Source organism: Paenibacillus xylaniclasticus, from assembly GCF_004001065.1.
Classification (GTDB): Bacteria; Bacillota; Bacilli; order Paenibacillales; family Paenibacillaceae; genus Paenibacillus_T; species Paenibacillus_T xylaniclasticus.
In genome coordinates this window covers 117,216-142,862 of sequence record NZ_BIML01000005.1, presented here as the reverse complement: position 1 = coordinate 142,862, position 25,647 = coordinate 117,216, and the positions used below count along the sequence as shown (strand labels likewise).

General features: G+C 52.8%; 29 protein-coding genes. 24 read left to right on the top strand and 5 right to left on the bottom strand.

Features of this window, described 5'->3' with window-relative positions:
• Positions 1-118 precede the first annotated feature (118 nt).
• The 13 genes from upp (at position 119) to PXY01_RS07865 (ending at position 10,442) form a co-directional block, all read left to right on the top strand.
• Positions 119-748, top strand: a complete 630-nt coding sequence (upp, locus tag PXY01_RS07925; RefSeq protein WP_127569068.1) for a uracil phosphoribosyltransferase — start codon at positions 119-121, stop codon at positions 746-748.
• A gap of 40 nt (positions 749-788) precedes the next feature.
• Positions 789-1,937 (top strand): non-hydrolyzing UDP-N-acetylglucosamine 2-epimerase, encoded by a 1,149-nt coding sequence (gene wecB, locus PXY01_RS07920; protein ID WP_127569066.1) that lies wholly within the window; start codon positions 789-791, stop codon positions 1,935-1,937.
• A gap of 185 nt (positions 1,938-2,122) precedes the next feature.
• Complete coding sequence (locus PXY01_RS07915) at positions 2,123-2,398, top strand: AtpZ/AtpI family protein (protein WP_127569064.1); 276 nt, start codon at positions 2,123-2,125, stop codon at positions 2,396-2,398.
• Complete coding sequence (locus PXY01_RS07910) at positions 2,398-2,808, top strand: ATP synthase subunit I (RefSeq protein ID WP_127569062.1); 411 nt, start codon at positions 2,398-2,400, stop codon at positions 2,806-2,808. Before PXY01_RS07915 ends, PXY01_RS07910 begins: the two co-directional genes overlap by 1 nt.
• A complete protein-coding gene (atpB, locus tag PXY01_RS07905) occupies positions 2,808-3,566 on the top strand; it encodes a F0F1 ATP synthase subunit A (RefSeq protein WP_127569060.1) in 759 nt (252 codons plus the stop codon). The genes PXY01_RS07910 and atpB overlap by 1 nt, the downstream gene beginning before the upstream one ends.
• Positions 3,567-3,680: 114 nt before the next feature.
• The gene (atpE, locus tag PXY01_RS07900) at positions 3,681-3,905 is read left to right on the top strand and encodes a F0F1 ATP synthase subunit C (protein WP_006040077.1); all 225 of its coding nucleotides are present in this window, start codon (positions 3,681-3,683) and stop codon (positions 3,903-3,905) included.
• Positions 3,906-4,074: 169 nt separating this feature from the next.
• On the top strand, positions 4,075-4,557 hold the full coding sequence (gene atpF / locus PXY01_RS07895; RefSeq protein WP_127569058.1) for a F0F1 ATP synthase subunit B: 483 nt from the start codon (positions 4,075-4,077) through the stop codon (positions 4,555-4,557).
• Positions 4,554-5,102: a F0F1 ATP synthase subunit delta gene (locus tag PXY01_RS07890; protein ID WP_127569056.1), complete on the top strand. Its 549-nt coding sequence runs from the start codon at positions 4,554-4,556 to the stop codon at positions 5,100-5,102. Before atpF ends, PXY01_RS07890 begins: the two co-directional genes overlap by 4 nt.
• Before the next feature lie 15 nt (positions 5,103-5,117).
• On the top strand, positions 5,118-6,632 hold the full coding sequence (gene atpA, locus PXY01_RS07885; protein ID WP_127569054.1) for a F0F1 ATP synthase subunit alpha: 1,515 nt from the start codon (positions 5,118-5,120) through the stop codon (positions 6,630-6,632).
• Between the two features lie 91 nt (positions 6,633-6,723).
• The gene (gene atpG / locus PXY01_RS07880; protein ID WP_127569052.1) at positions 6,724-7,599 is read left to right on the top strand and encodes an ATP synthase F1 subunit gamma; all 876 of its coding nucleotides are present in this window, start codon (positions 6,724-6,726) and stop codon (positions 7,597-7,599) included.
• Between the two features lie 91 nt (positions 7,600-7,690).
• Positions 7,691-9,097 (top strand): F0F1 ATP synthase subunit beta, encoded by a 1,407-nt coding sequence (atpD, locus tag PXY01_RS07875; RefSeq protein ID WP_127569050.1) that lies wholly within the window; start codon positions 7,691-7,693, stop codon positions 9,095-9,097.
• Between the two features lie 24 nt (positions 9,098-9,121).
• Complete coding sequence (locus PXY01_RS07870) at positions 9,122-9,517, top strand: F0F1 ATP synthase subunit epsilon (RefSeq protein WP_127569048.1); 396 nt, start codon at positions 9,122-9,124, stop codon at positions 9,515-9,517.
• A gap of 121 nt (positions 9,518-9,638) precedes the next feature.
• Entirely contained in the window at positions 9,639-10,442 is an 804-nt protein-coding gene (locus PXY01_RS07865) for a tyrosine-protein phosphatase (protein ID WP_127569046.1), read from the top strand.
• A 151-nt stretch (positions 10,443-10,593) separates the two neighbouring features.
• Here PXY01_RS07865 and PXY01_RS07860 read toward each other — a convergent pair whose 3' ends face one another.
• The 5 genes from PXY01_RS07860 to PXY01_RS07840 all read right to left on the bottom strand — a co-directional run bounded on the left by PXY01_RS07860 (position 10,594) and on the right by PXY01_RS07840 (position 16,221).
• Positions 10,594-11,739 (bottom strand): GerAB/ArcD/ProY family transporter, encoded by a 1,146-nt coding sequence (locus tag PXY01_RS07860; RefSeq protein WP_127569044.1) that lies wholly within the window; start codon positions 11,737-11,739, stop codon positions 10,594-10,596.
• A 44-nt stretch (positions 11,740-11,783) separates the two neighbouring features.
• Complete coding sequence (locus PXY01_RS07855) at positions 11,784-12,014, bottom strand: hypothetical protein (RefSeq protein ID WP_127569042.1); 231 nt, start codon at positions 12,012-12,014, stop codon at positions 11,784-11,786.
• Positions 12,011-13,129 carry a GerAB/ArcD/ProY family transporter gene (locus PXY01_RS07850; protein WP_127569040.1) on the bottom strand — a complete coding sequence of 373 codons (1,119 nt, stop codon included), beginning with the start codon at positions 13,127-13,129 and terminating at the stop codon, positions 12,011-12,013. The genes PXY01_RS07855 and PXY01_RS07850 overlap by 4 nt, the downstream gene beginning before the upstream one ends.
• A gap of 253 nt (positions 13,130-13,382) precedes the next feature.
• Entirely contained in the window at positions 13,383-14,582 is a 1,200-nt protein-coding gene (locus PXY01_RS07845) for a Ger(x)C family spore germination protein (protein WP_127569038.1), read from the bottom strand.
• 1 nt (position 14,583) lies between these two features.
• The gene (locus PXY01_RS07840; RefSeq protein ID WP_127569036.1) at positions 14,584-16,221 is read right to left on the bottom strand and encodes a spore germination protein; all 1,638 of its coding nucleotides are present in this window, start codon (positions 16,219-16,221) and stop codon (positions 14,584-14,586) included.
• A 129-nt stretch (positions 16,222-16,350) separates the two neighbouring features.
• Between PXY01_RS07840 and PXY01_RS07835 the strand changes: the two genes are divergently transcribed.
• The 11 genes from PXY01_RS07835 to PXY01_RS07785 all read left to right on the top strand — a co-directional run bounded on the left by PXY01_RS07835 (position 16,351) and on the right by PXY01_RS07785 (position 25,646).
• Positions 16,351-16,821, top strand: coding sequence for a Dps family protein (locus PXY01_RS07835; RefSeq protein WP_127569034.1), 471 nt, complete (start codon positions 16,351-16,353; stop codon positions 16,819-16,821).
• A 297-nt stretch (positions 16,822-17,118) separates the two neighbouring features.
• Positions 17,119-17,490, top strand: a complete 372-nt coding sequence (locus tag PXY01_RS07830; RefSeq protein ID WP_127569032.1) for an NADH-quinone oxidoreductase subunit A — start codon at positions 17,119-17,121, stop codon at positions 17,488-17,490.
• Entirely contained in the window at positions 17,475-17,987 is a 513-nt protein-coding gene (locus PXY01_RS07825; RefSeq protein WP_127569029.1) for a NuoB/complex I 20 kDa subunit family protein, read from the top strand. The genes PXY01_RS07830 and PXY01_RS07825 overlap by 16 nt, the downstream gene beginning before the upstream one ends.
• 3 nt (positions 17,988-17,990) lie before the next feature.
• Positions 17,991-18,737, top strand: a complete 747-nt coding sequence (locus PXY01_RS07820; protein WP_164744335.1) for an NADH-quinone oxidoreductase subunit C — start codon at positions 17,991-17,993, stop codon at positions 18,735-18,737.
• Positions 18,738-18,740: 3 nt separating this feature from the next.
• Entirely contained in the window at positions 18,741-19,847 is a 1,107-nt protein-coding gene (locus tag PXY01_RS07815; RefSeq protein WP_127569027.1) for an NADH-quinone oxidoreductase subunit D, read from the top strand.
• Positions 19,847-20,860, top strand: coding sequence for an NADH-quinone oxidoreductase subunit NuoH (gene nuoH / locus PXY01_RS07810; protein ID WP_127569025.1), 1,014 nt, complete (start codon positions 19,847-19,849; stop codon positions 20,858-20,860). The genes PXY01_RS07815 and nuoH overlap by 1 nt, the downstream gene beginning before the upstream one ends.
• Before the next feature lie 33 nt (positions 20,861-20,893).
• On the top strand, positions 20,894-21,343 hold the full coding sequence (gene nuoI / locus PXY01_RS07805) for an NADH-quinone oxidoreductase subunit NuoI (RefSeq protein ID WP_127569023.1): 450 nt from the start codon (positions 20,894-20,896) through the stop codon (positions 21,341-21,343).
• Positions 21,344-21,862 carry an NADH-quinone oxidoreductase subunit J gene (locus PXY01_RS07800; RefSeq protein WP_127569021.1) on the top strand — a complete coding sequence of 173 codons (519 nt, stop codon included), beginning with the start codon at positions 21,344-21,346 and terminating at the stop codon, positions 21,860-21,862.
• Between the two features lie 4 nt (positions 21,863-21,866).
• Positions 21,867-22,169, top strand: coding sequence for an NADH-quinone oxidoreductase subunit NuoK (gene nuoK, locus PXY01_RS07795; RefSeq protein ID WP_127569019.1), 303 nt, complete (start codon positions 21,867-21,869; stop codon positions 22,167-22,169).
• 7 nt (positions 22,170-22,176) lie between these two features.
• Positions 22,177-24,033 carry an NADH-quinone oxidoreductase subunit L gene (nuoL, locus tag PXY01_RS07790; RefSeq protein WP_127569017.1) on the top strand — a complete coding sequence of 619 codons (1,857 nt, stop codon included), beginning with the start codon at positions 22,177-22,179 and terminating at the stop codon, positions 24,031-24,033.
• Positions 24,030-25,646, top strand: coding sequence for a complex I subunit 4 family protein (locus PXY01_RS07785; RefSeq protein WP_174721814.1), 1,617 nt, complete (start codon positions 24,030-24,032; stop codon positions 25,644-25,646). The genes nuoL and PXY01_RS07785 overlap by 4 nt, the downstream gene beginning before the upstream one ends.
• Position 25,647: the final 1 nt, after the last annotated feature.

Below are 25,647 nucleotides of genomic sequence, written 5' to 3'. Positions count from 1 at the left end.
GGGCTTGCTTACAGCTCGATCTCATCGTTCCAGATGCAACGTCTCATTTACAATGCTATAATAAACGGGATCATTTGCACGAAAGATCTAAACGCATAACCAGGAGGCAAAAGTCCCCATGAGCAAAGTAGTCGTTATCGACCACCCCCTAATTCAGCATAAGCTGACGTTTATCCGCGACAAGAATACGAATACGAAAGACTTCCGTGAGCTGGTCGACGAAGTGGCCATGCTGATGGCGTACGAGATCACGCGCGACGTACCGCTACAGACGATTCAAGTGGAAACGCCGGTACAGGTGACGGAATCGAAAGTCATATCCGGACGCATGCTCGGGCTCATTCCGATTCTGCGGGCCGGACTTGGCATGGTCGATGGCATGCTGAAGATGCTTCCTTCGGCTAAGATCGGTCATATCGGCTTGTTCCGCGATCCCAATACGCTTCAGCCGGTCGAATATTACCTCAATCTGCCGACCGATGCGGCAAACCGTCTGCTTATTGTCATCGATCCGATGCTTGCGACGGGCGGGTCCGCGATCGCGGCGATTGAATCGCTGAAGAAGCGCGGCTGTGAGCAGATTAAGATGATGTGTCTGATCGCAGCGCCTGAAGGCGTAGCAGCGCTTCAACAGGCGCATCCGGACGTTGATATCTATACGGCGGCTCTCGATGAGAAGCTTAACGATCACGGTTATATCGTACCAGGCCTTGGCGATGCCGGAGACCGGATGTTCGGCACTCACTAGTTCACACTTTACATGAAAGACGCGTTAGGAGATGACATTTTTGTCTAAGTTGAAAGTAATGACGATTTTCGGCGTACGGCCGGAAGCGATTAAGATGGCTCCGCTTATTCTTGAGCTGCAGCGGTATCCCGAGCAGATCGAATCGATCGTATGCGTGACGGCGCAGCATCGCCAGATGCTCGACCAAGTGCTTGAGGTCTTCAACATCAAGCCGGATTATGATCTGGACGTCATGAAGGATCGCCAGACGCTGAATGAGATTACGATCCGCGTGCTCCAAGGGCTTGAGCCGGTGCTGCGCGAGGCGAAGCCGGATATCGTACTCGTTCACGGCGATACGCTGACGACGTTCTTGGCCAGCTATGCGGCGTTCTTGCAGCAGATTCAAGTTGGCCATGTCGAAGCGGGGCTTCGCACGTGGAATAAGCTATCGCCTTATCCGGAGGAGATGAACCGCCAGCTGACCGGCGTATTGGCTGACGTACACTTCGCACCGACCAGCTGGTCTGCGGGTAACCTCCGCAAGGAGAACAAGCCGGAGGAGCGGATCTACGTAACCGGCAACACGGTTACAGACGTATTCCAGTACACCGTTAAGCAGGACTTCTCGCATCCGGTGCTCGAATGGGCGCAGGGCAAACGCCTTGTGCTGATGACCGCCCATCGCCGTGAAGCGCAGGGAGAGCCGCATCGTAACATTTTCCGCGCTGTTCGCCGCATCGCCGACGAATTTGAAGACATTGCGATCGTGTATCCGGTTCATCCGAGCCCAGCTGTGAAAGAACCGGCGCAGGAGCTGCTTGGTGATCATCCGCGCATCAAGCTGATCGATCCGCTGGATGTTGTCGACTTGCATAATTTCTACCCGCATACGCATTTGATTCTGACGGATTCAGGCGGCCTGCAGGAGGAGGCACCGTCGTTCGGCGTACCGGTGCTTGTACTCCGCGATACGACGGAGCGTCCGGAAGGAATTGAAGCAGGTACGCTGGAGCTGGTCGGAACAGACGAGGCGGCTGTATACGAGCGCACGAGAGCTCTTCTGACGGATTCGGCACTATATGACCGAATGAGTAAAGCGGCTAATCCGTACGGCGATGGACAAGCCTCTATTCGGATCGTACAAGCTCTCCTGCATCATTTTGGCAAAGCGGACAATCGTCCGGACCCGTTCACACAACGTTCATAATTTCGAGCAGAAATGGGCAAACGGCTAGACAGTACAGCATACAGTTGTACTGTACGGTTTGAAAGTCGGAAAATCCTTATTCTATAAGGGTTTTCGGGCTCCTGTTCACCAAATGTTTGAATTTATATGAATTGACAGAATGGACAACGCTTCGCTAAAATAAATGAGAGTTTTGGAGTGATTCTATGAATCCATCCAATGATAAACCACCATCAGAAAATAATCGAAACTCGCGTGAAAGTGGCCTTGGGGACAATCCATGGCGAGCGATGGGGCTGGTCGGCACCGTAGGGGCTGACCTTGCTGTATGTCTGGGGGCAGGAGTATGGCTAGGTACGAAGGCTGATGCCGCATACGGCACGAGCTATTGGTATCTGGTCGGAATGCTTGTCGGACTTGCTGTCGGCGTAGTGACGATCTATTTTCTAATCCGAGCGTTTACGGGGGGCAATGGAAAGTAATGGACAACATGTCGGCCCACCTGAAAACCATTACAAGAGTTATGTTCGCTTTATTATCCGTTTGCTTCATCGTCTGGGCGCTCTTTCCTGAGCATGAGGCATGGTGGGGCGGATTCGTCATCGGTGCGATAGCGAGTCTGGTGAATGCGCTTCACCTTTCCTGGAAAGTGAACCAGATCGGTGCGAATGCTGCTGCAGGTAACAAGAGGCGCACGACGCTTGGGTATTTCACCCGTGCGTGTATCGGACTTCTTGCGGCTGTCATTGCGACAAGGACGTTTGATTTCCGGATCGAAGCGGTTGCCGCGGGATTAATTACCGCCCAATTGGCAACACTTCTATTGGGATTTTGGGCCGTTCGCAAACGGGAACGCATGCAATCCCTCGATGAAAGGGGTGAAAACAACTAATGGACCATATTTTTCCTGTCGTTCACAAGTGGGGACTGGATTTTGACATTGCAGCCATTACCATGATCCTTATCACCAGTATCATCGTGCTTGTGCTTGCATTGCTGGCTGTGCGTGGCGCTTCTGTCGATAAACCGACCAAGATGCAGAACTTCCTGGAGTGGGTAATCGAATTCGTCATTAACATCATCGGTACGACGATGGATGTGAAGAAGGGCCGGCCTTACCTGATTCTCGGGCTGACGCTGATTATGTATATTTTTGTCGGCAACATGCTCGGACTTCCTCTTGGTATCGTAACGGAAGCGCATCATGGCGCGACGCTGTTCGGTCTTGAACTTGATCTGAAGGGTGAAGAGGAAGCGCATATTGCTTGGTGGAAATCGCCAACGGCTGACGTTGCAGTTACGGCTGCATTGACGGTTATTGTCATTCTGCTGACGCACATTGAAGGTATGCGCCGCAATACGAAGCATTACTTTAAACACTACTTCGAGCCGTACATTCCTTTCTTGCCGTTGAACTTGATCAAGGAAGTATCCAAACCGCTCTCTCTTGCGCTTCGTCTCTACGGTAACATCTTTGCCGGTGAGGTCATGATCGGCGTTATCATTGGCGGCTTGGATTGGATTGGGATTGTTCCGCTCATCGTATGGCAAGGTTTCAGTGTGTTCGTAGGCTCGATTCAAGCCTTCGTCTTCGTCATGCTGACGATGGTTTATATGTCGCAAGCTATCGTTCATGAGGAGAAACACTAATAGAGTCATGTTCTTTAACAAGCCATTCCGGTTTCAAACCCGAAACGCAGGGACTAAGGCCTGTTGATCGGGCCACTATATACTACATTTACTTTTTTGAGGAGGATTTTTCTAATGGGAGCATTAGCATTGGTTGCAGCAGCAATCGTATTCGGTTTGGGCGCACTTGGCGCTGGTATTGGTAACGGTTTGATCGTAGGTCGTACGGTTGAGGGTATCTCCCGTCAACCAGAGCTTCGCGGTACGCTCCAAACGACGATGTTCATCGGTGTTGCACTCGTCGAGGCACTTCCAGTTATCACGCTCGTCTTGGCATTCATGTTCCAAGGCAAAGCTTAATAACCGTATAAGCATGACTGGCGGGGAGTGCCTTTGCCTCCGCGCCTTCCTTTTGCCCGAACAGGAAAGTTCGAACCGGCTGCCTGCTGGGATTTATGGACTTTCCTTTCGGTGAATTATGAGCAAATAACGAAATACAATCGATCGCTATAGAAGGGAGTGACGCCCAGTGGATATCAACTGGACCACTTTTGGTATTCAATTAATCGCGTTCCTGATTCTTCTCTGGCTGCTGAAACGCTACGCGTTCGGACCGTTGCTCGGCATTATGGAGCAGCGCAAGCAGCTGGTGCAAAGCCAGCTCGCTGACGCCGAGAACAGCCGCAAGCAGGCTTCGCAGCATCTGGAAGAGCAGAAACAAGCGCTTCAACAAGCACGCAAAGAAGCATTCGACATCATCGAGCAGGCTAGATCGACGAGCTCCAAGCAAGCAGACGATATTATCGCTGTTGCGAAGAACGAGGCGTCCCGCCTGAAAGAGGATGCTGTTAAAGATATCGAGAGCGAGAAGAACAAAGCGATCGCAGCACTGCGCAGCGAAGTTGGCGGCATGTCCGTCCAAATCGCTTCGAAGATCATCGAGAAGCAAATCGACGAGAAGTCGCAAGAGCAGCTGGTTGATCAATATCTGAAAGAGGTATCGAGCAAATGAGCCGCGATGTCGTAGTAGCGAAGCGCTACGCCAAAGCACTGTTCGACATCGCGCAGCAGCAGCAGATCGTCTCTGAAGTAGAAGGACAGCTGAAGCAAATCGTGGATGCGATCGGACAGGACGATACGATCAAGAAATTCATGTCGTTCCCTTCGATTGATGCGAAGCGTAAGATTGAGCTGATCCGCAGTGCATTTGCGGACCGCGTTTCTTATATTTTGCTTAATACGCTGGAACTGCTGATCACGAATGGCCGCCAGAACATCATCGGTGATGTCTATGACGCCTATGTGAAGATTGCAGGCGAGGCACTCGGCCAAGCTCGTGCTACGGTATACACGGCTTATGCGCTGAGCGCGGATGAATTGGCTAAGGTAGAAGCACAATTCAGCCAAATATCCGGTAAGAAAATTACAGCTGAGCAGGTAGTGAATTCGGATCTGCTTGGCGGCATTCAAGTCCGAATCGGCGACCGTCTGTATGACGGCAGCCTGGCGGGCAAATTGAACCGTTTGGCCAAATCGTTGAACAAACGAGCACTGTAGATAGGGGTGAGCGAATTGAGTATCAGACCTGATGAAATCAGCACATTGCTGAAGCAGCAGATCGAACAATATAAATCTGAGATTCAAGTGGTTGACGTTGGTACGGTTATTTCCGTCGGTGACGGTATCGCTCGCGTTCACGGTCTTGAGAATGCGATGCAAGGTGAGCTCCTCGAGTTCTCCAACGGCGTAGTAGGTATGGCACTCAACCTGGAAGAAAGCAACGTCGGTGTCGTTATCATGGGTCCTTACAAAGGCATTCGCGAAGGCGACCAAGTGAAACGTACCGGCCGTATCATGGAAGTGCCGGTAGGCGAAGCGCTGCTCGGCCGCGTCGTGAACGCGCTGGGTGAGCCAGTTGACGGCAACGGTCCGATCAACACGACGGCAACGCGCCCAATCGAATCGCCAGCTCCGGGCGTTATGGCTCGTAAATCGGTATTCGAGCCAATGCAGACGGGTATTAAAGCAATCGACGCGATGATTCCAATCGGCCGCGGTCAACGGGAATTGATTATCGGCGACCGTCAAACGGGTAAAACGCAAATCGCGATCGATACGATCGTTAACCAAAAAGGCAACGGCGTGATCTGTATCTACGTCGCAATCGGCCAGAAGCAATCGACGGTTCGTACCGTTGTTGAATCGCTCCGCAAGCAAGGCGCGCTGGAATATACGATCGTCGTAACGGCGAGCGCATCCGAGCCGTCCCCGCTCTTGTACATCGCACCTTACACGGGCTGCGCAATGGGCGAATACTTCATGTACCAAGGCAAACACGTACTCGTCGTATACGACGACCTGTCGAAACAAGCGGCTGCATATCGTGAGCTCTCGCTCCTGCTCCGCCGTCCGCCGGGCCGGGAAGCTTATCCAGGTGACGTATTCTACCTGCACTCCCGTCTGCTCGAGCGTGCTGCTAAGCTGAACGATGAGCTGGGCGGCGGTTCCTTGACGGCACTGCCATTCATCGAGACGCAAGCAGGCGATATCTCGGCTTATATTCCAACGAACGTTATTTCGATTACTGACGGTCAGATCTTCCTGGAGTCCGACCTGTTCTATTCGGGTCAGCGTCCAGCGGTTAACGTTGGTAACTCCGTATCCCGTGTCGGTAGCTCCGCGCAGATTAAAGCGATGAAGAAGGTAGCCGGTACGCTCAAAACCGACCTCGCGCAATACCGTGAGCTCGCTGCGTTCGCAGCATTCGGCTCCGACCTCGACCGCGTTACGAAATCGCGTCTGGACCGCGGTGAGCGCACGCTGGAAGTTCTCAAGCAGGGCATTAATGCGCCGATGCCAGTAGAGCGCCAAGTCGTTGCGATCTTCGCTGTAACGCGCGGCCACCTGGACGACATTCCGGTTCAGGATGTACGCCGTTTCGAAGCAGAATTCCTCGCATACGTGGATGCGAACAAGCCAGAAATTTTCGCTTCCATCCGCGACACGAAAGATTTGACGGCTGATAACGAGAAAGCTCTTGTTGACGCGATCAACTCGTTCAAGAAAAGCTTCTCGGCGTCGGTATAATCCATATCTTCACAGCTAACGCGGAATAGACCTGAATAAAGGGGAAACCTCGGTTTCTCCCTTAAGTTCGGTAATAAGGTGGTGACAACGAATGGCTAAAGGTATGCGCGAAATTAAGCGCTCGATTAAGAGTAAGCAGAATACGAAGCAGATCACGAAGGCAATGGAGATGGTCGCATCCGCGAAGCTTAAGAGAGCGCAAGATGCAGCTATAGCGGCGCGTCCATATACGGACATGATTCGGGATGTCGTGGCAAGTATTGCATCGAGCGGCGGAACGATTAAGCATCCGATGCTTCAGACTCGCGAGATTAAGCGGACGGCCTACTTGGTCGTCACGTCCGACCGCGGTCTGGCAGGCGGCTACAACTCTAACGTACTGCGTAAGGTGTGGGCGGAAATTCAAGAGAAGCACACATCTCCTGCTGAATATGATATTTTCGTCATCGGACGCAAGGGCCGCGATTACTTCAGGCACCGCAACGTTAATCTTGTACAAGAAGTCGTTGGACTTTCTGACTCTCCGACTTTCGCTGATATCAAAACTTTGGCGGCGGCTGCTGTCAAAGGCTTTGAAGAAGGCAAATATGACGAGCTTAAGCTGGTGTACAACCGCTTCGTCAACGCAATTTCGCAAATTCCGACCATCAAGCAGCTGCTTCCTTTGGATGCATCGACGTTCGCCGAAAGCGACAAGGGCGGCGCGAAAGCAAGCTATGAATACGAGCCGTCGGCTGAAGCCGTGCTCGACGTTCTCCTTCCGAAATATGCAGAAACGGTTATTTACAGCGCAGTAGTGGAAGGTAAAGCGAGTGAATTCGGTGCGCGGATGACTGCGATGGGCAACGCAACGAAGAACGCGACGAAGATGATCGCAAGCTTGACGTTGACGTACAACCGTGCGCGTCAGGCAGCGATTACGCAAGAAATCGCGGAAATCGTCGGTGGAGCGAACGCTCAGCAATAAGGTTTCGTTCAATGCGACCTCTAACAGGCCGTGCTGCTAGCTGTGGTACGGCAGGAGGCCACGCGAATGACAACAATAAGGAGGTACAGGAATGAGCAAGGGACGTGTAGTCCAGGTAATGGGTCCGGTCGTCGACATCGCGTTCGACAATGGTCACCTGCCTGAGATTCTTAATGCGATAAAAATTGAAAGAAAAGCTCAAAACCCAGGCGAAGTCGACATCAACCTGACGGTTGAAGTTGCTACTCACCTCGGCGATAACATGGTTCGTACCGTAGCAATGTCTTCTACGGACGGTTTGGTAAGGGGTATCGAGGCTGTGGATACGGGCGCTCCGATCACCGTTCCAGTTGGACCTGCAACGCTTGGCCGCGTATTCAACGTACTCGGTGACCCAATCGACAACAATGGTGATGTAGATCGTTCGATCGCTAATCCGATTCACCGTCAAGCTCCTGAATTCGAAGAGCTCTCGACGCAGCAAGAAATGCTCGAGACGGGAATTAAAGTTATCGACCTGATGGCTCCATATGCGAAGGGCGGTAAAATCGGCCTCTTCGGTGGTGCAGGTGTAGGTAAAACGGTAACGATGCAAGAGCTTATTCATAACATTGCCCAAGAGCATGGCGGTATTTCCGTATTCGCCGGCGTCGGCGAACGTACTCGTGAAGGTAATGACCTGTATCACGAGATGAGTGATTCCGGCGTTATTGCGAAGACGGCGATGGTATTCGGCCAGATGAACGAGCCTCCAGGTGCGCGTCTTCGTGTAGCGCTGACAGGTCTGACGATGGCAGAATATTTCCGTGATGTGGAAGGCCGCGACGTTCTTCTGTTCGTCGACAACATCTTCCGCTTTACGCAAGCAGGCTCCGAAGTATCCGCATTGCTCGGTCGTATGCCATCGGCAGTAGGTTACCAACCGACGCTCGCTACGGAGATGGGTCAGCTGCAAGAACGGATCACGTCGACGAAGAAAGGCTCCGTTACTTCGATCCAAGCGATCTACGTACCTGCCGATGACTATACAGACCCGGCTCCAGCTACGGCGTTTGCTCACTTGGACGCAACGACGAACCTTGAGCGCAGCATCGCGGCAATGGGTATTTTCCCAGCCGTTGACCCGCTCGCATCGTCCTCGCGTATTCTGACGCCAGAAATTCTGGGCGAAGAACACTACCAAGTAGCACAAGGCGTTAAGAAAATACTGCAACGCTACAAAGAGCTGCTCGATATTATCGCGATCCTCGGTATGGACGAGCTGTCGGAAGAAGACAAGCTGGTCGTTCTCCGTGCGCGCCGTATCCAGAACTTCTTGTCGCAGCCGCTGCACGTTGCAGAAGCGTTCAACGGTATTCCAGGCGTATACGTACCTGTTAAAGAAACGGTTCGCAGCTTCAAAGAAATTCTTGAAGGTAAGCATGACCACCTTCCAGAAACGGCGTTCCATAACGTTGGTACGATCGAAGACGCTGTAGCGAAAGCTAAAACGCTGTAAGGCGTTTAGGCGGGAGGAGTACTCATGAGCACCCTTTTATTGGAGATCGTTACGCCTGAGCGTAAAGTGTACGCGCAGGAAGTCAACATGGTGAGCGTGAAGGGCGCAGACGGTGAGCTCGGTATATTGCCGAACCACATTCCGCTTGTTACCCCTCTTCGCATCGCTCCGGTCATCGTGAAGAAAAATGGCGAAACCGAGAAGATCGCTGTATCCGGCGGCTTCATCGAAATCCGTAAGGATAAAGTCGTCATTCTTGCTGAAAGCGCAGAGCTGGCGTCGGATATCGACATTGCTCGTGCTGAAGCCGCGAAGAAGCGTGCGGAAGAGCGTCTTGCCGCTAAGCAAAGTGATATCGATACGGTTCGTGCCGAGCTTGCACTGCAGCGTGCGCTGAACCGGATCAACATTAATAAATAATGTACCGCTTGTCGAGCAATCGACAACGGTACAGACAGAGCACCGTCAAGCGACTTGGCGGTGCTTTTTTGTGCTATAATGGCATAAATACGACAACAATCGCGGATCGGAGTGTTATTTGATGATCGATATTCATAATCATATATTACCGGGCATCGATGATGGTCCGGGCGATTGGGAAGAAGCGCTGAGCCTTGCCCGTAATGCAGTAGCGAACGGGATATCGACCGTCATTGCGACTCCTCATCATGCTCATGAGCGTTACGATAATCCGGCGGAGACGATTGAAGCCCTAACGGAACAGATGAACAGCAGGCTGCAACAGGCGGCGATTCCGCTGCAAGTGATTGCAGGCCAGGAGATTCGCGTGCACCAGGAGCTGTATGATCGTTGGTCACAAGGAGCGGCAGGCGGCCTGCGAACCTTGGCGGATACTCGCTATTTGCTGCTGGAGCTGCCGTCGGCAGATGTGCCGTCCGGTACGCATGAGCTCATTTATGAGCTTTCCTTGAAGGAAATTACGGTCGTCATTGCCCACCCGGAGCGCAATCGTGAGCTCGCGGCTGACACGAGCAGGCTGCTCCGGTTGATCGAATGCGGAGCGCTGGCGCAAGTAACGGCCCATTCGCTGCTCGGCATGTTCGGACGGGGCGTGGAACGAACGGCGTGGACGATGTGCAAGCAGGGTATTATTCATTTCGTCGCATCCGATGCGCATAACACGGGCAGGCGGGATTTTCGGCTACGAGAAGCTTATGAGCGCATTGAAGATAAAATGGGCAGCAGCGCAGCTGCTTACTATAAGCGTAATGCGCAGCAGCTGTTAGACAACCAGTTTATACGCTCAGCTCGTACACAGGCGAGTACGCCTGCAGGGGCATGGGGCAGAATGAAGCGATTGTTCGGCGGCAGAAGCTCGAATTAACAGAATACGTGATAGAGGGGGGCTGTTCAGAAAGTCAGGAAAGACTGACTTTCTGAACAGCCCTTTCTTCATATGTGAGCATTGGTACAGGCATTCTTCGTCTTATCTTATTCTTCACGAATTGGACGACCGCTTCTCTTCTTAAGATTGATCATGGAGCTGCGCCGCCTCTCGTATTCACGCCCTGTTGATGTTCTGAAGAGGCAGGCGGTTGGCCTGATGATAGCTTCCCGCGGATCAAGGAAGCTGCGTACAGGATAAGCGGGATGCCTAAGTGACCGACCAAATAATAGAACATCATGACAGAGATAAGCTGATTGAAGACGGCCATATTCGGGATGGACCAGAATGTGAACAATACGATGATTAACCCAATCGGCAGCGTAAGTGCTTTGTAGGACGGGATCTGAAACCATTGAGCGAAGCCGCTGACGGCTGCATAGTACATAACGATCGTTCGGATGAACACGTCGAGCACCCACAAGATCATAATAGAAGCATCAAGGTGGGTCATGAAGCTGGCAATAGTGACGTAACGGCTCAGCAGCAGGAACGGATAGGAAAAATGCTGCGAGGCAGCGCCCATCGTCATGATGATATAGAGAAAAGTGAGTACAAAGATGATAATCGACCAGCATACCCCCCAATTCAACCATCTCCGAGCTTGGTTCTGATTCGAAACGTAAGGTAGAAACATGACGGCGTATATGTATATCGGGAACCATATTTGCAGTGCTAATGCCCCTCGTAGGATCGGTCCTGCGCCGTCTGCCATGAACGGAAGCAGCTGATCCGGCTCCATCTCCCGTACCAATGGCAGAATGAGGCCGATCACTAAGAAGATGATAATGGGTGTAAACAGCAGTGATACTCTGCCTATTAGCTCGATCCCGAGATTAACGGCGAGCGCGCTGACAAGAATCATGCTGACGACAAAAACCATACTAGGGGTGTTAATCATAAAAGACAGCTTCATTATTTCGGAAAATTGACGAAGCTGGTAAGCATTCATCAGCAGACAGATAAGCAGAAAGACAAGACTGACGAGCTTGCCGAGCCATTTACTCAGAATGAGGTCGCTGTATTGAACGAGAGTGCTGCCCGGATAGCGGCGGTGCAGGGCGAGCGCGAGTGCGACAACCAGGAAGCCCCCTAAGCAGCCGATCAACGGCGTCAGCCACATATCGTTTTTGGCAATACTGTAGGCTATTGAGGGGGAGGTGAGCATCGAAGTTGCAAGAATCGACAGAAATAGCATGCAAGTGAGCTGGGCTGCCGATATTTTACCTTTATCCATCAGACGTTCTTCCTTTCACACGCAGTCGAAAAGCGTCGTATTCGTTAGGGTTGGAAGAGCCATTTAGACAGCGGCGAGAACAATGGATTAAGCACCTGGGCAGGGCCAGGCAGATCCGGGTTCATAACGAGCACGAAGCTGAGCGCAACCCCGCTGACATATAAAATGAGGTAAGCAGCTTTCGTACGTTTATCACGGAGCTTGCGCCAATCATAGGCTAGTATACCAATTGCGGCAACAGCAACGAATAGGAGATGACTGTAGGGCGTATTCATACGGCAGACTCGCTTGGGGGAGAGGCTGCTTTGTCCGAATCTATGAACAGTCTCTTCATACTGTGCGCAACGAACAGCAAGAGAGGCAGGATTAACCCGAATATTGAGTAGTACACGATAATCGACGGGGAGGATACAAATAATGCGTTATCGATCCCCCAGAAGCTAAACAACAAGATCAGTGAGCAGATGGGAAGCACGATCGGCTTGTAGGCCGTAAGTCCGAATAATTGAGCGACGCCAAGAGATGACCCGTATAAGCCGAACGATATGTGGATGACGATTTGTATGACCCAGATCATCATCACAAGCGACTCCAGGTGCTCAAAAAATTCGGTAAAGCTAGTAAATCTTGCAAGCACCATGAACGGATATAAGTAATTGATCGTTGTGGCGCCAATGATGGTATATACGATTACAAAGGTAATACACATCGTAAGCGTAAAGAGGATGACGTTCCCAAGCGACCAAAGCAGCAAATTTTTACGGTTCGAAACGTAAGGCATATAGAAATTCATGATCGAGAATGTCGGAATCCATGACAGCAGGCGAAACGCACCCATTGCTGATGGCTGTAATCCGTGATCCATTATGGGCATCATCCGTTCTAGATGCATATCCCACAGGCTGGGCATATAGATCATCAGGATGAACACTCCAACGAGCGGCAGCAGCGTAGCTGAAAGCCGAGCAACGATCTCAATGCCTGAACGGGCGACGAGCCAGCAGACGAGAAGCATACAACTGCTAATGACAACAGAGGGCGTAGATAACAGAAACGTCTCCTTGACGAAATCGGTAAACTGCCGAAGAGCGTTAGCTGTAGCGAAAATAACGAACATGAGATAGGACGCCCCGACAATCGAGCCGACAAATCGTCCAAGCACGGTCACCGAATATTCAATTAGCGTCTGATTCGGATAAGCTTGATTCAGCTTCCAAAGTATCCAGACGATAAGGAGGCCGATGGGAGAAATCCAGATCGGCGACAGCCACATATCTTGTTTGGCGTCGATAGCGACGAGCCCCGGCGCGGTCAGAAGAGAGGTAGCTGTCACGGCCATGCCGGTCAGGATGGCTAATTGCGCGGCAGAAATTCTTCCTTGTTCGAGCATAAATAGGTGCCTCCTTGATATCGTCTCGTTCAAGAGGGAATCCAATAGGATATATAGGGGTCGACAAGCATCTCCCACAACTGTAAGGGACCCGGCATGTCGGGATTAAACGTCATGACGACCGCTATAGTGTAGCTGAAGATTAAGATCGTTAGAAATACGGCTTTTAGTCGAGCGTTCACTAACGAAGACCATTCTAGACGAATCATCATTGCCGCTACGACGGCCATTGTGATTAGGAGCAGCGTATGGATCACGACTTGCTCCTGACGCTGCCTTGCAGCGCTGTATTCTTACCGGTCAGTCCGTTACGGGCGATCGTAAGTCGGATCTTATAACGAACCTCGACTTTTGGAAAGAGCGTGTCCCAGTTTTTCTTGGCTGCATGCCAATGCTTTGGATAATGGCGATGAAATTGCTCAGCAAAGCCGATATAGTCGACACCGCTCTTTTGTGCTTTCTTCACCATATTGTCGATCCTGGATTGAATGACGCCCTCGAATATATGCTCCAGCTTTTTGATGTTTTCTTCTTTGGTAATATCCAGGTCACTTGCATTCTCATTCAAGTTGCTTGTGGCCTCGACCACGATCAGCATGCTCCACTTGTCTCCTTTAATAGACGGGATGAGCTTAGACTTCGAAGAAATGATGTTAGCCGACGCATAATCGCCCCCCGTGTATGCTGGCGCCGTAATCGTTGCCGTCTTAATCTCGTCACGAAGCCAGAGCAGCCCGCGGGTTTCGGTGGAATTGAGTGTGGCTGCCTGCCGTAAGTCTTTGAAAGCGACCGTACCGCCGATGAACGGGACGGAGGTGCCCTCCTTATGTAAAATGCGAATGATTGGAATCACGGCCGTATGAGCCTCCTCGGACAGTTCCTCAATGACCTGTAAGATCGAGGTGTTCAAGCCCGTCTGCAGGACGGACAATTCACGTAACGATTCAGCGCTGTTGCGCTCAATTGGGGTGTTCCACCGAATAACCTCCTCCGCTTCTCCGCTGCTCACGAACAGATTGGCGCGCTCCCGCGGATGCGGATGACGGGTAAGGAAGTCCATTGGCTCTTTAATGCTGTGCTTCGCCAGACTCTTCCCGAATATAAACACATCCGCCTGACCCCAGAAAATCTTTCGGGACAGAGTCTCTTGCAGGCGTGCGGTTGCATCCGCCATATCGAAGCCCTTCGCATAACGGACGACGGTTTTGCTGCTTCTTCCTGATGAGGAAGCACCTTGCTCGGAAGAAGCAGGAGTAGGGACGAAGACTTGAACGGACAGCTTAATTTTGCCGTCATCATCGCGATCTATGCCAGCGGCTGTAATGATAGCCAGATCGTTAATTTCTGTTCGGTCCCAGCAGCCCGACAACAGCGCTGCAATGAGCAGAGGGGCAACTGTACGGACATACAAGAGCCATAAGGAACGTAATGACAGATGCATGAGGAGACGCATATCAATTGTTCCTCCTTGCTTTGTACAGATCTAGACGCATCCGAATGCGGTTGTAGAACGGCCCTGTGAAATGCGGCCGCGTGGTCATATGGGTGCTTCTAGTCCGAATGAGCGAATCTTTGAGCTCGTTATTCATGAGCGGGGCGAACGGCGACAGATAAGGTACGCCGAACGATCGCAGCGTCATAAGGTGAATCAAGACGACAAGCGCGCACAGCACAATGCCGTATAACCCGAGCGCACCCGCACAGAGCATGATTGGAAACCGAATGAACCGAATCGCGAATCCAAGCGAGTAATTCGGGATAAGAAACGAGCTAACCGCAGTCACCGCGACGACCATTACCATCGGTGAAGAGACGATGCCCGCTGAGATAGCAGCCTGACCGATAACGAGAGCGCCGACGATGCTGACGGCGGAACCGACTTGTCTCGGCAGCCGGATACCAGCTTCCCGAAGCGCCTCGAACGTAATTTCCATGAGCAGCGCTTCGACGAGAGCTGGGAACGGAATTTGCTCTCGTGATTGAGCGATCGTCAAGAGCAGCGATGTCGGAATCATTTCTTGATGAAATGAAAGGACAGCGACATAGAGAGACGGCATAAAAACGGCAATAAACGAGAATAGCATTCGAAGCCATCGGATGCCTGTAGCCACGAGTGAGCGCTGATAGAAATCCTCCGGGGACTGCATCATACTCATCAGCGGCGCTGGTGCAATTAATGCAACAGGAGAGCCGTCCGACAGTACGGCGATCCTCCCTTCCAGCAGATGAGAAGTGACCACATCCGGACGCTCCGTCGACATCAGCTGAGGAAAGGGGGATAGTGGATTATCCTCGACCCATTCCTCGATTAAGGACGTATCCAGCATGCCATCGACATCGATGGCGGATAGTCGCCCCACCATTTCATTGATTAGAGCAGGGTCAGCAATGCCTTCAATGTAGGTGATGACGGTTGCTGTTTTCGAATAGCGTCCAATGAACATTGACTTTGTTTTGAACGCAGGTGTATGCAGGCGGCGGCGCAGCAGCGTCGTATTGTCGCGCAGCGACTCTACGAAGCCTTCGCGCGGACCGCGGACGACTGTTTCTGCTTGAGGCTCCTCGATTGCGCGCACCTTCTGGAAGGTCGAGGAATAGACCAAGGCAGTTGTAATGCCTTCTGCGAATAGCAGGACATTGCCGTATCCGATCTTATCGACGGCATCATTCATACAATCGACTTCCGTCATGGAGGATATCGTGATGCAGTGGACGATAGCCTCCTTGCTTTTGTCGCCGGAAGTCCCGTAATGCTGCAGCCTCGTCAGCAGCTGCGTATCGATATCTTTGATGTCGATCATGCCGTCGACGTATACGATGACGGCAGCGGGGCCCTCTTTAATATCGAACTCATGGATGACGACATCCGAGCAGTCGGTGAACAGCTGACGGATGGTGTCGATATTGTCTTGAAGCTTGCCGGAGATCGGCCGGGCCAGCAGCTCCCGCTGATGGTCCAGAATCTGTTGCACGGCTGGAGAAGGCTGCTGGTTGGCTGTATCGGCTACTGTTGAGCTCTGGCTGTCTGCGGACGAAGGAGGCGGGGCCCCGTTATCCGGCTGCAGCGTATGTTCGTCTTTCGGTTGCACCATCGGATTCTCCCCGTTCCTGATTTGTCGTTATTTTGTTCATTTTTCCAGCTGAATAATCCATCGAATTGTTTAAAATGCTAATTTTGTTCAAAATCAATGGATGAACTATTCGAAGGGAGCTGCAATCAAATGGGCGAAGAAACGATAGAAGCGGTGAAGACGGGCGGCGGAGAAATTGTCGCCTCGCTTAATGGCCAGCTGGCCGATTGGAGCGTGCTGTATGTGAAGCTCCACGATTATCATTGGCATGTGAAAGGTCCGAATTTCTACACGCTTCATGCGAAGTTCGAGGAGCTGTACACGGAGGCGGCTGCATTCGTCGATGAGGTAGCGGAGCGCATATTAGCGCTTGGAGGCAAGCCGGCATCGACTATGAAGCGATATTTGGAGATGACTTCTGTGGCGGAAGCTGCAGGCAATGAAGATGCGACGGCTATGGTACGTTCGCTTGTGATTGACTTTACGGGCATCGTTGAGCGGCTGAAGCAGGCGGCAGAGCTAGCGGACGCTAAGGGAGACGGTCCAACTGCGGACATGCTCATAACGCGGCGCGAGCAGGTCCAGAAGCATCTATGGATGCTGCGGGCTTTTCTGGGATAAATGCTGTACGGAGACAAGCGCTGTTGAGACAACTGCGTCTACGTGCTAAGGAAGGCGTTCCGGGAGGAGCGCTTTTTCTATTGCTTGATCTGTTGTTTAAGCTAGGCATGCAATTCGGTCATAAGTCGTCCCTTGCTTGAATAGGCATAACTGACAACGCAATCTTGCTGACAATGGGGCGGAAGACATGGAGTCAGCGCTGCATAGACGCTTGTTCCAATATTTGTTATAATGGTGAGGTAATTTTGTCCAGCATCCTGTTCTGCAAGCGCTGATAGAACTGATGGAGGCGATTGGATGAATCCGTATATGAATCACTATGTTGTCGTTGCGATTTTCGTGCTGCTTGGCCTGCTGCTTCCTGCCGCTGCTCTGACAGCTGGGCGGCTGCTTCGGCCGCATAAGCCGAGCGAGCCTAAGCAGACAACCTACGAGAGCGGCAACGAGCCGGTTGGGGAAGGGCAAGTCCGGTTCAACGTACGGTATTATTTGTTCGCTTTGATGTTTGTTATTTTTGATGTGGAAACCGTTTTCTTATATCCATGGGCCGTTGCTTACGGAAAGCTCGGCCTTTTTGCGCTCATTGAGATGCTTATATTCGCCGGTCTGCTTATTCTTGGTCTTGCCTATGCCTGGAAGAAGAAGGTGTTGAAATGGAATTCCGTCTAGATTGGATATCGCAGGAGGAGCGGCTGGAGCTGGAGCGCAACGTGTTCCTTGGAACGCTGGAGCAGGTCAAAGCTTGGGCGCGAAGCAATTCGTTATGGCCGCTTACGTTCGGTCTGGCATGCTGTGCGATCGAGATGATGGGCACGGGAGCGTCCCATTACGATCTGGACCGATTCGGGGTTATGTTCCGGACGTCGCCGAGGCAAGCGGACGTGATGATTGTTGCAGGCACGGTTACGAAGAAGATGGGACCGCTGCTGCGCCGGCTTTACGACCAAATGCCGGAGCCGAAATGGGTCATTGCGATGGGCTCGTGCGCGACAGCGGGAGGCCCCTATGCGAAGTCTTATGCGGTTGTGAAGGGAGTGGACCAGATCGTGCCGGTCGACGTCTACATTCCAGGCTGTCCGCCAAGTCCGGCGGCGCTGATCTACGGCATTAACAAGCTCCAGGAGAAAATACGCGATGAAGCGAAAATCGGGAAGCAGGTGACGTAGAGCGTGAGCGATCGTAATGATGAGGTGAAGCGCGAAACCGCACAAGCGGCGAAGACGGAGGAGGCACGAGCTGAGGCAGGCGCAGCGGGCGTCACGGATGAAGAGCGTGAAGCGAAGCGGCAGGCGGCCGCAGAGGCGCGCGCAGCAAGAGCGGCTGCGAAGCAGGTGGAAGCTGCGGGCGGAGAGTCGGCAGGTCGGCCTGTACGCGCCCCTCGTCAAGCGGCAGCCGCCGGAGAAGGCGAGGCTGCACCGGCTGCGCCGAAGGAGCCATCGCCGCTGCAGCCGAAGCTGGATGCCGCTGCGGCTTTAGTGCGGGAGCTGGTGAATGATGACGCGGTCGTGGAGGCTTATGTGAACGAGCTTGGCTTGCATGTGCCGACAATTGTTGCGAAGCCGGAATATTTGCGGAGGACGGCGGAGCTGTTTAAGGAGCATCCGTTGCTCGGCTGCCGCTATTTGCGCAACGTCTCTGGTGTTGACTACGAGACTTATCTGGAAACGGTTTATCATTTGGTCAATATGGAGACGGGAGACCGATATACGATAAAGGCGCGTACGGATCGCAGTCATGCCATACTCGACTCCGTCACGCCGGTATGGGAGACAGCGAATTGGAACGAGCGCGAAATTTATGATTTGCTCGGTATACGTTTCGAGGGTCATCCTGATCTTAGACGAATTATGATGCCTGACGATTGGGTCGGGCATCCGCTGCGCAAAGATTATGAGCCGCTTGACCCGGAGGTGTAACAAATGGGCGCTATTCGTACGGAGGAGCTGCTGCTGAACGTAGGGCCGCAGCATCCGAGCACGCACGGTGTGTTTCGCATTATCGTCAAGCTGGACGGAGAGGTCATTACAGAAGCGATTCCGGTTATGGGTTACTTGCATCGCGGAACCGAGAAGTTAGCGGAGAGCTTAAACTTTACTCAAATCATTCCTTACACTGACCGGATGGACTATGTGTCTGCGATGACGAACAATTACGTGCTCTGCCATGCTGTAGAGAAGATGATGGGCATTGTAGTACCGGAGCGTGCAGAGTTTCTCCGCTTAATCGTCATGGAGCTGCAGCGCATTGCCAGCCATCTCGTCTGGTGGGGAACGTATTTGCTTGACATTGGCTCGATGAGCCCGTTCCTATATGCGTTCAAGGAACGCGAGACGATCGTCCAGCTGTTCAACGAGCTGTGTGGAGCAAGGCTTACGTACAATTATATGCGTGTCGGCGGGGTGAAATGGGACGCGCCTCCGGGCTGGCTCGACAAGGTGCGCGAGTTCGTGCCGTACATGGAGAAGAAGCTGGTCGAATATGATCGGCTCGTCTCGGGCAACGAGATTTTTCTTGCCCGTATAAGAGGAATCGGCAAGTATGATGCCGAGACGGCGATCCGTTATGGTCTATCGGGGGCGAATCTACGCTGTACGGGCGTTCGCTGGGATTTGCGCCGCAGCGAGCCGTACAGCTTGTACGATCGGTTCGATTTCGACATTCCGGTCGGAACGAACGGCGACTGCTATGACCGATATTTAATTCGGCTTGAGGAAATTAAGCAAAGCTTGCGCATTCTGAAGCAGGCGCTGGAGCAGTTTCCGCAGGGCGGCGAGACGATGGGCAAGGTGCCGCGTGTCATTCGCCCGCCGGCGGGAGAAATCTATACAAGCATCGAATCGCCGCGCGGTGAGATCGGCTGCCATATTGTATCGAAGGGCAAAGCGGAGCCGTATCGGCTGAAGTTCCGCAGGCCGTCTTTTGTAAACCTGCAAATTTTGCCAAAGCTGCTCGTTGGCGAAACGATGACGAATCTCATTACGATTCTGGGCGGCATCGATATTGTCGTCGGGGAGGTCGACTGCTGATGGGCTCGCTCTTATCTTCGCCGCTCACATGGGGAGACGCGCTAATCATCCTCTTGTGGGGCGTTGTTCTCATGCTTGTCGTCCTTGGCTTTGTCACTTATGCCATCTACTTCGAACGGAAAGTGATCGGCTGGATGCAGTTTCGAATCGGCCCGAACCGGGTGGGGCCGCTTGGATTGCTTCAGTCTGTCGCTGATATTTTGAAGCTTCTGATTAAGGAAGACACGATTCCGCGCAAAGCCGACCGACTGCTGTTCATGCTCGCTCCGGCACTCGCTTTCGTACCTTCTTTTACAGTGCTGGCTGTTATCCCTTATACGCAGAAGCTTTATTTTGCCGACCTGAATGTCGGGCTGCTCTATTACGTCGCACTGTCTGGCATTTCGACCTTGGCGATTGTGCTGGGCGGCTGGGCGTCTAACAATAAATATGCGCTGCTTGGCGGCATGCGGTCTGCGGCGCAGATGATCAGCTACGAGGTGCCGCTCGTCATCTCGGTCACGGGCGTCGTTATGCTCAGCGGCACGCTCAATCTTCGAGGCATTGTGGATTCGCAGTCGGGCGGCTGGTTCTGGGACTGGAACTTCATTCCGCAAATCGTCGGCTTTGCGGTATTCATCGTAGCCGCAGTGTCGGAGTTGAACCGTACGCCGTTCGACCTGCCCGAAGCAGAGTCTGAGCTTGTCGCGGGCTATCATGTCGAGTACAGCGGCTTCCGGTTCGCCTTTTTCATGCTGACAGAGTACGTATATGTCTATGCTATCGCAGGACTTACGACGACGTTGTTTCTTGGCGGCTGGCATGCGCCTGCGCCGTTTCTTGATTTTGTGCCAGGTATTATTTGGTTCGCGCTTAAATTTACGTTCATCGTCTTTTTCTTATTCTGGCTGCGCGCCACGATGCCCCGCATCCGTGTCGATCAATTGATGGGGCTCGGCTGGAAGGTGCTTCTGCCGCTGTCGCTTGCGAATATTTTCGTTACGGCAGTATGCATGGAGCTGTTCGGGAGGTAACGTTAATCCGGATTCACGATGAGGAGGATACGCATGAAAGGGATGTTGAAAGGAATGGGCGTTACTCTGAAGGCACTAACCGCGCCGAAGGTGACGACCTCGTATCCCGATGCGCCATACTTAATGCCGGAGCGGTACAGGGGCATTCAGCATTTTGAGCCGGACCTGTGCATTGTATGCAATCAGTGCGCGCGGGTATGTCCAACGGAGTGTATTACACTGACCGGCAAGCCGAACCCTGATCCGGACAAGAAAGGGAAGGTTATCGATACGTTCGATCTTAACTTTGAAATTTGTATCTTGTGCGACTTGTGTACAGAGGTGTGCCCGACCGAAGCGATCGTTATGACCGGCAACTTCGAGCTAGCCGCGTACAGCCGTGACGAGCTGTATAAAGATAAAGATTGGCTCACGAACAACAATACGCGCGTCCGACTGGACAATAACAATATTGGGGCACCGCAGAGGGGGGGCAAAGGATGAATGTTCGACATCGAGCTTAACGGCGAGTTCGTCACCTTCTTCATTCTGGCTGTTGTGATGATCGCTGGCGCGGTGCTGATGGTCAGCTTCACGAAGGTTGTTCATATGGTGCTGTCGATGGCAGCCGTATTCTTGGGAGCCGCTGGCATGTATGTTTTGCTGGAGGCTGAGTTTCTAGCATTCGTTCAGGTGCTTATCTATGCCGGTGCAGTGTCGATTCTAATGATTTTCGGCATTATGATGACGAATCACCGCGACGCTTCAGCTGAGCTGGTCAAGCCGCTGAAGGATACGCTAGCTGCAGTGAGTGCAATTGCTTTGTTCGGTTTGCTATTTTATGCGATACGGGATGCCGAATTCGAAGGACGAAGCGGGGGGGCGCCCTCGCAGGGTACCGACAATACGCTTGCGATCGGTGAGGCGTTGTTCCACAATCATGTGCTGCCGTTCGAGCTCGTATCGGTGCTGCTGACGGTAGCGTTCATCGGGGCGATCGCGCTGGCTAAGAAGGAGGCTTAACCGTATGCTGGCATCGTATTTGACTATGGCGGCTATTTTGTTCTGTATTGGCTTATATGGCGCACTTGTGAAACGGAATGCTGTGATCGTACTGCTGTCGATCGAGTTGATGCTCAACGCGGTTAATATAAATTTAGTTGCATTCTCGAAGTATGGGGTAGTACCGTCGCTTAGCGGTCAGATCTTCGCCTTATTTACAATTACAGTAGCGGCTGCGGAAGCAGCGGTCGGCGTAGCGGTGCTTGTCGCCTTGTTCCGTGCGAGAGGTACGATCAAGGCCGATGAATTTGACGAATTAAGGAGGTGAGCGGAAGATGACATACTCAGAGCAGGCATGGCTTATTCCGCTCTTTCCGCTGGCGGCGTTCCTGCTGCTTACAGCTTGGGGGCGCAGCTTTAGACGATTCGCGCCGATCGTCGGCGCAGCCGGATCATTCGGATCGCTCGTGCTGTCCATACTCGTTATGGCTGGAGGAGTCGAATATAGGGATCGGTTTGATTGGATCAAGATGGATGGACTTTCGCTGTCTATCGGTTATGAGGTAACGCATCTAACGTCACTAATGCTCGTTATCGTCTCCTTCGTCAGCTTTCTTGTCTGTATATATTCGGCGGGCTATATGAAGGAGGATGAGCGAATTACCGTCTTCTACGGCTATGTCTCGTTGTTCGTCTTCTCTATGCTCGGGCTGGTGCTGTCGGACAACATGCTGATGCTGTATATATTCTGGGAGCTTGTCGGCGTATGCTCTTTCCTGCTCGTCGGCTTCTGGTATCATAAGCCGGAAGCGAAGGCTGCTGCGAAGAAAGCGTTCATCGTGACGCGGATCGGCGATGCCGGGCTGCTGCTCGCGGTTCTGCTGCTGTTCTGGTATATGCCGAACCATGCGCTCGATTTCGCCGGCATCCAGAATGTGTTCCACGGGCAATCTGGTGTGGTAGATGACGGCATTACGACGCTTATTGCGCTGCTTGTGTTTATGGGGGCGGTAGGTAAATCAGGCCAGTTCCCGCTTCATATCTGGCTTCCGGACGCCATGGAGGGACCAACGCCGATTAGCGCGCTGATTCATGCCGCAACAATGGTCGCAGCCGGCGTATTCCTGATCTGCCGTACCTTTGTGTTGTTCGAAGCATCTCCAGCGGCTATGAATACGGTTGCTTACGTCGGCGCTTTCACGGCGCTGCTGGCCGCTACTATTGCATTAAAGCAGTATGACGTGAAGAGGATACTCGCTTATTCGACCATCAGTCAACTGGGCTATATGATGCTGGCGCTTGGCGTTGGCTCGATGACGGCCGCAGTATTTCATCTCATGACGCATGCATTCTTCAAAGCGCTGCTGTTTCTTGCGGCCGGGAGCCTTATCCATGCCGCGCATAAGCAAGATATTCGCGAGCTCGGCGGCCTTGGCAGCCGGATGAAGGTGACAGCCGCTTTGTTCGGCGTCGGAGCGCTTGCGCTGTCAGGCATTCCGCCGTTCTCCGGCTTCTGGTCGAAGGATGCAATTCTTTCAGCGGCTCTTGACCATCATCCGGTGCTGTTCGCTGTCGGCCTGCTCGGCGCGCTGCTGACGGCGCTGTACATGGCCCGTCTGTTCTTCCGTGTATTCGCCGGCCAGCCTTCCGCTGCAGCGGAGCCCGCTCATGAATCGCCGGCCGTGATGATTGGGCCAATGATTATTCTTGCCATATTGGCGGCATTCTCGGGCTTTGTTGAAACGCCTTGGAACGATTGGCTGAGCGGCTGGCTGCTTGACAATGAAGCGGCGACGCATTCCAACAGTCCGGCTGTGATGATTGTCAGCGCGGCTGTCTCGCTGCTGGGGTTGTATATAGGTTGGCTTGCGTATGTGAAGAAGACGATTCGGCCATCGTCCATGGCGGATTCGATGCCGGGCGTCTCGCGGCTGGTGGAGCTGGGGTATCGGATTGACGATTTGTTCGCCGCTGTAATCGTGAAGCCATACCGGATGCTTGGAACAGGAGCGAAGCTGTTCGACCGTTATATTGTAGACGGGGTTGTAAGGCTCACCGCAAGCGCGGCATCAGGACTCGGACGAATGACCGCTGCGCTTCAGAACGGTCAAGTGCAGACCTATGGCATTGCCGCCGTCCTTGGATTGATCGTTATCATTGTCGTAATGGCGGGAAGGAGGCTCTGGTCATGACGATCGATTGGCCGATATTATCGTTGATCGTGTTCTCGCCGCTTCTTGGTGCAGCGTTACTGCTTGCATTGCCGAAGCAACGGGCCCGCATGCTGAGATGGATGGCAATATTCGCAACGCTTGTGCCGCTTGCCTTGTCGCTCGTACTGTATGTCGATTACGATCCGAGCCGTCCCGATGACGCTTATGAGGAGCGGGTGGAGTGGATTAGAATTCCGCTGGAGAAGAGTGCAATCGGAATTGGAGGGACGTTTGAGCTGCAGTTTGATTATGCACTAAGCTTGGACGGCTTATCGCTGCCACTCGTCCTGCTGACGACGGTCACGGCATCGATGGCGGCAATCGCCTCGACCTCCATACGTAAACGATGGAAAGCGTATTACATATGGCTGCTTATTCTGGAATGCGGCATGCTGGGTGTATTTTTGGCACGGGATTTATTATTGTTCTTTATTTATTTCGAAATGACGATGATTCCCATGATCTTCCTGATCGGCATTTGGGGACAGATGGAACGGGAGAGGGCAGCGACCCGCTTTTTGCTGTATAACGGTCTAGGGTCGGCGCTCATGCTGATTGCGTTTGTGATTCTAATTATGACAGCAGGCTTCTCGATCGAGCAGGCTAGCGGTGTGCTCCATTATATGTACAGCGGAAGCTATGAGACGATTGTGTCAAACTTAGCTGATCCGCAAGCTTATGCGAATTTATCGGCTGCGAGCAGCGTTAATCCGCTGTATATGTCGGATGGAATGCGCACATCGCTGTTCGTTATTTTGCTGCTTGCATTCGGCATTAAACTGCCGGTATTCCCGCTCCATACGTGGATGCTGGATGTGCACCGCGAAGCTCCGGCTCCCGTCGTGATGCTCCACTCGGGCATTCTGCTCAAGATGGGCGCGTACGGTATGATCCGGTTCGGTCTGTTTGCTTTTCCAGAGGAAGCGCAGCGGTTTCAGGCGGTACTGGCGGTCTTCGGCCTGATTAGTCTGTTATACGGCGCCGTCATCGCTTTCCGCCACAAGGAATTACGGCTTGTACTGGCTTATTCTTCGCTAAGCCATATGGGCATCGTCCTGCTTGGCCTTGCCTCGCTTAACGAGATTGGCATGCAGGGCGCTGTGTTTCAGCTTGTATCTCATGGCTTGATCTCGGCACTTATGTTCCTGCTGCTCGGCTGCATTTATGAACGTGCGGGGACGACGAGCATAGATGAGCTTGGCGGTCTTGCCAAGGCGGCGCCGTTTCTATCGGGTGCGCTGCTGCTCGGCGGCCTTGCTTCGCTTGGCTTGCCTGGCTTGTCCGGCTTTGTTGGCGAGCTGCTGGCGCTGCTTGGCCTGTTCGATTCGAACCAGACGGTCGCGTCCATTGCTGTGCTCGGCATTATTCTGACGGCTGTCTATGTGCTGCGGGCTGTCATGGCCACGACGTTCGGTCCTTTGCAGCCGAAGCTTGAGGGCATCCGCGACGCCCGTTTCGTCGAAGCGCTGCCGACAGCCGTTCTGCTCGCTTTCGTGCTGCTGCTCGGAATTTATCCGTCATTCGTGACGGACATGATAAAGTACAGCTTCGACGGGCTGCTGAACCATTTGAATACGAGGGTGGGGGGATAGC

Coding starts and splice junctions, on each gene's coding strand:
- upp (WP_127569068.1), top strand. CDS start 119: ATGAGCAAAGTAGTCGTTATCGACCACCCCCTAATTCAGCATAAGCTG.
- PXY01_RS07915 (WP_127569064.1), top strand. CDS start 2,123: ATGAATCCATCCAATGATAAACCACCATCAGAAAATAATCGAAACTCG.
- PXY01_RS07910 (WP_127569062.1), top strand. CDS start 2,398: ATGGACAACATGTCGGCCCACCTGAAAACCATTACAAGAGTTATGTTC.
- atpB (WP_127569060.1), top strand. CDS start 2,808: ATGGACCATATTTTTCCTGTCGTTCACAAGTGGGGACTGGATTTTGAC.
- atpE (WP_006040077.1), top strand. CDS start 3,681: ATGGGAGCATTAGCATTGGTTGCAGCAGCAATCGTATTCGGTTTGGGC.
- PXY01_RS07890 (WP_127569056.1), top strand. CDS start 4,554: ATGAGCCGCGATGTCGTAGTAGCGAAGCGCTACGCCAAAGCACTGTTC.
- atpG (WP_127569052.1), top strand. CDS start 6,724: ATGGCTAAAGGTATGCGCGAAATTAAGCGCTCGATTAAGAGTAAGCAG.
- atpD (WP_127569050.1), top strand. CDS start 7,691: ATGAGCAAGGGACGTGTAGTCCAGGTAATGGGTCCGGTCGTCGACATC.
- PXY01_RS07870 (WP_127569048.1), top strand. CDS start 9,122: ATGAGCACCCTTTTATTGGAGATCGTTACGCCTGAGCGTAAAGTGTAC.
- PXY01_RS07865 (WP_127569046.1), top strand. CDS start 9,639: ATGATCGATATTCATAATCATATATTACCGGGCATCGATGATGGTCCG.
- PXY01_RS07860 (WP_127569044.1), bottom strand. CDS start 11,739: ATGGATAAAGGTAAAATATCGGCAGCCCAGCTCACTTGCATGCTATTT.
- PXY01_RS07855 (WP_127569042.1), bottom strand. CDS start 12,014: ATGAATACGCCCTACAGTCATCTCCTATTCGTTGCTGTTGCCGCAATT.
- PXY01_RS07850 (WP_127569040.1), bottom strand. CDS start 13,129: ATGCTCGAACAAGGAAGAATTTCTGCCGCGCAATTAGCCATCCTGACC.
- PXY01_RS07845 (WP_127569038.1), bottom strand. CDS start 14,582: ATGCGTCTCCTCATGCATCTGTCATTACGTTCCTTATGGCTCTTGTAT.
- PXY01_RS07840 (WP_127569036.1), bottom strand. CDS start 16,221: ATGGTGCAACCGAAAGACGAACATACGCTGCAGCCGGATAACGGGGCC.
- PXY01_RS07835 (WP_127569034.1), top strand. CDS start 16,351: ATGGGCGAAGAAACGATAGAAGCGGTGAAGACGGGCGGCGGAGAAATT.
- PXY01_RS07830 (WP_127569032.1), top strand. CDS start 17,119: ATGAATCCGTATATGAATCACTATGTTGTCGTTGCGATTTTCGTGCTG.
- PXY01_RS07825 (WP_127569029.1), top strand. CDS start 17,475: ATGGAATTCCGTCTAGATTGGATATCGCAGGAGGAGCGGCTGGAGCTG.
- PXY01_RS07815 (WP_127569027.1), top strand. CDS start 18,741: ATGGGCGCTATTCGTACGGAGGAGCTGCTGCTGAACGTAGGGCCGCAG.
- nuoH (WP_127569025.1), top strand. CDS start 19,847: ATGGGCTCGCTCTTATCTTCGCCGCTCACATGGGGAGACGCGCTAATC.
- nuoI (WP_127569023.1), top strand. CDS start 20,894: ATGAAAGGGATGTTGAAAGGAATGGGCGTTACTCTGAAGGCACTAACC.
- PXY01_RS07800 (WP_127569021.1), top strand. CDS start 21,344: ATGTTCGACATCGAGCTTAACGGCGAGTTCGTCACCTTCTTCATTCTG.
- nuoK (WP_127569019.1), top strand. CDS start 21,867: ATGCTGGCATCGTATTTGACTATGGCGGCTATTTTGTTCTGTATTGGC.
- nuoL (WP_127569017.1), top strand. CDS start 22,177: ATGACATACTCAGAGCAGGCATGGCTTATTCCGCTCTTTCCGCTGGCG.
- PXY01_RS07785 (WP_174721814.1), top strand. CDS start 24,030: ATGACGATCGATTGGCCGATATTATCGTTGATCGTGTTCTCGCCGCTT.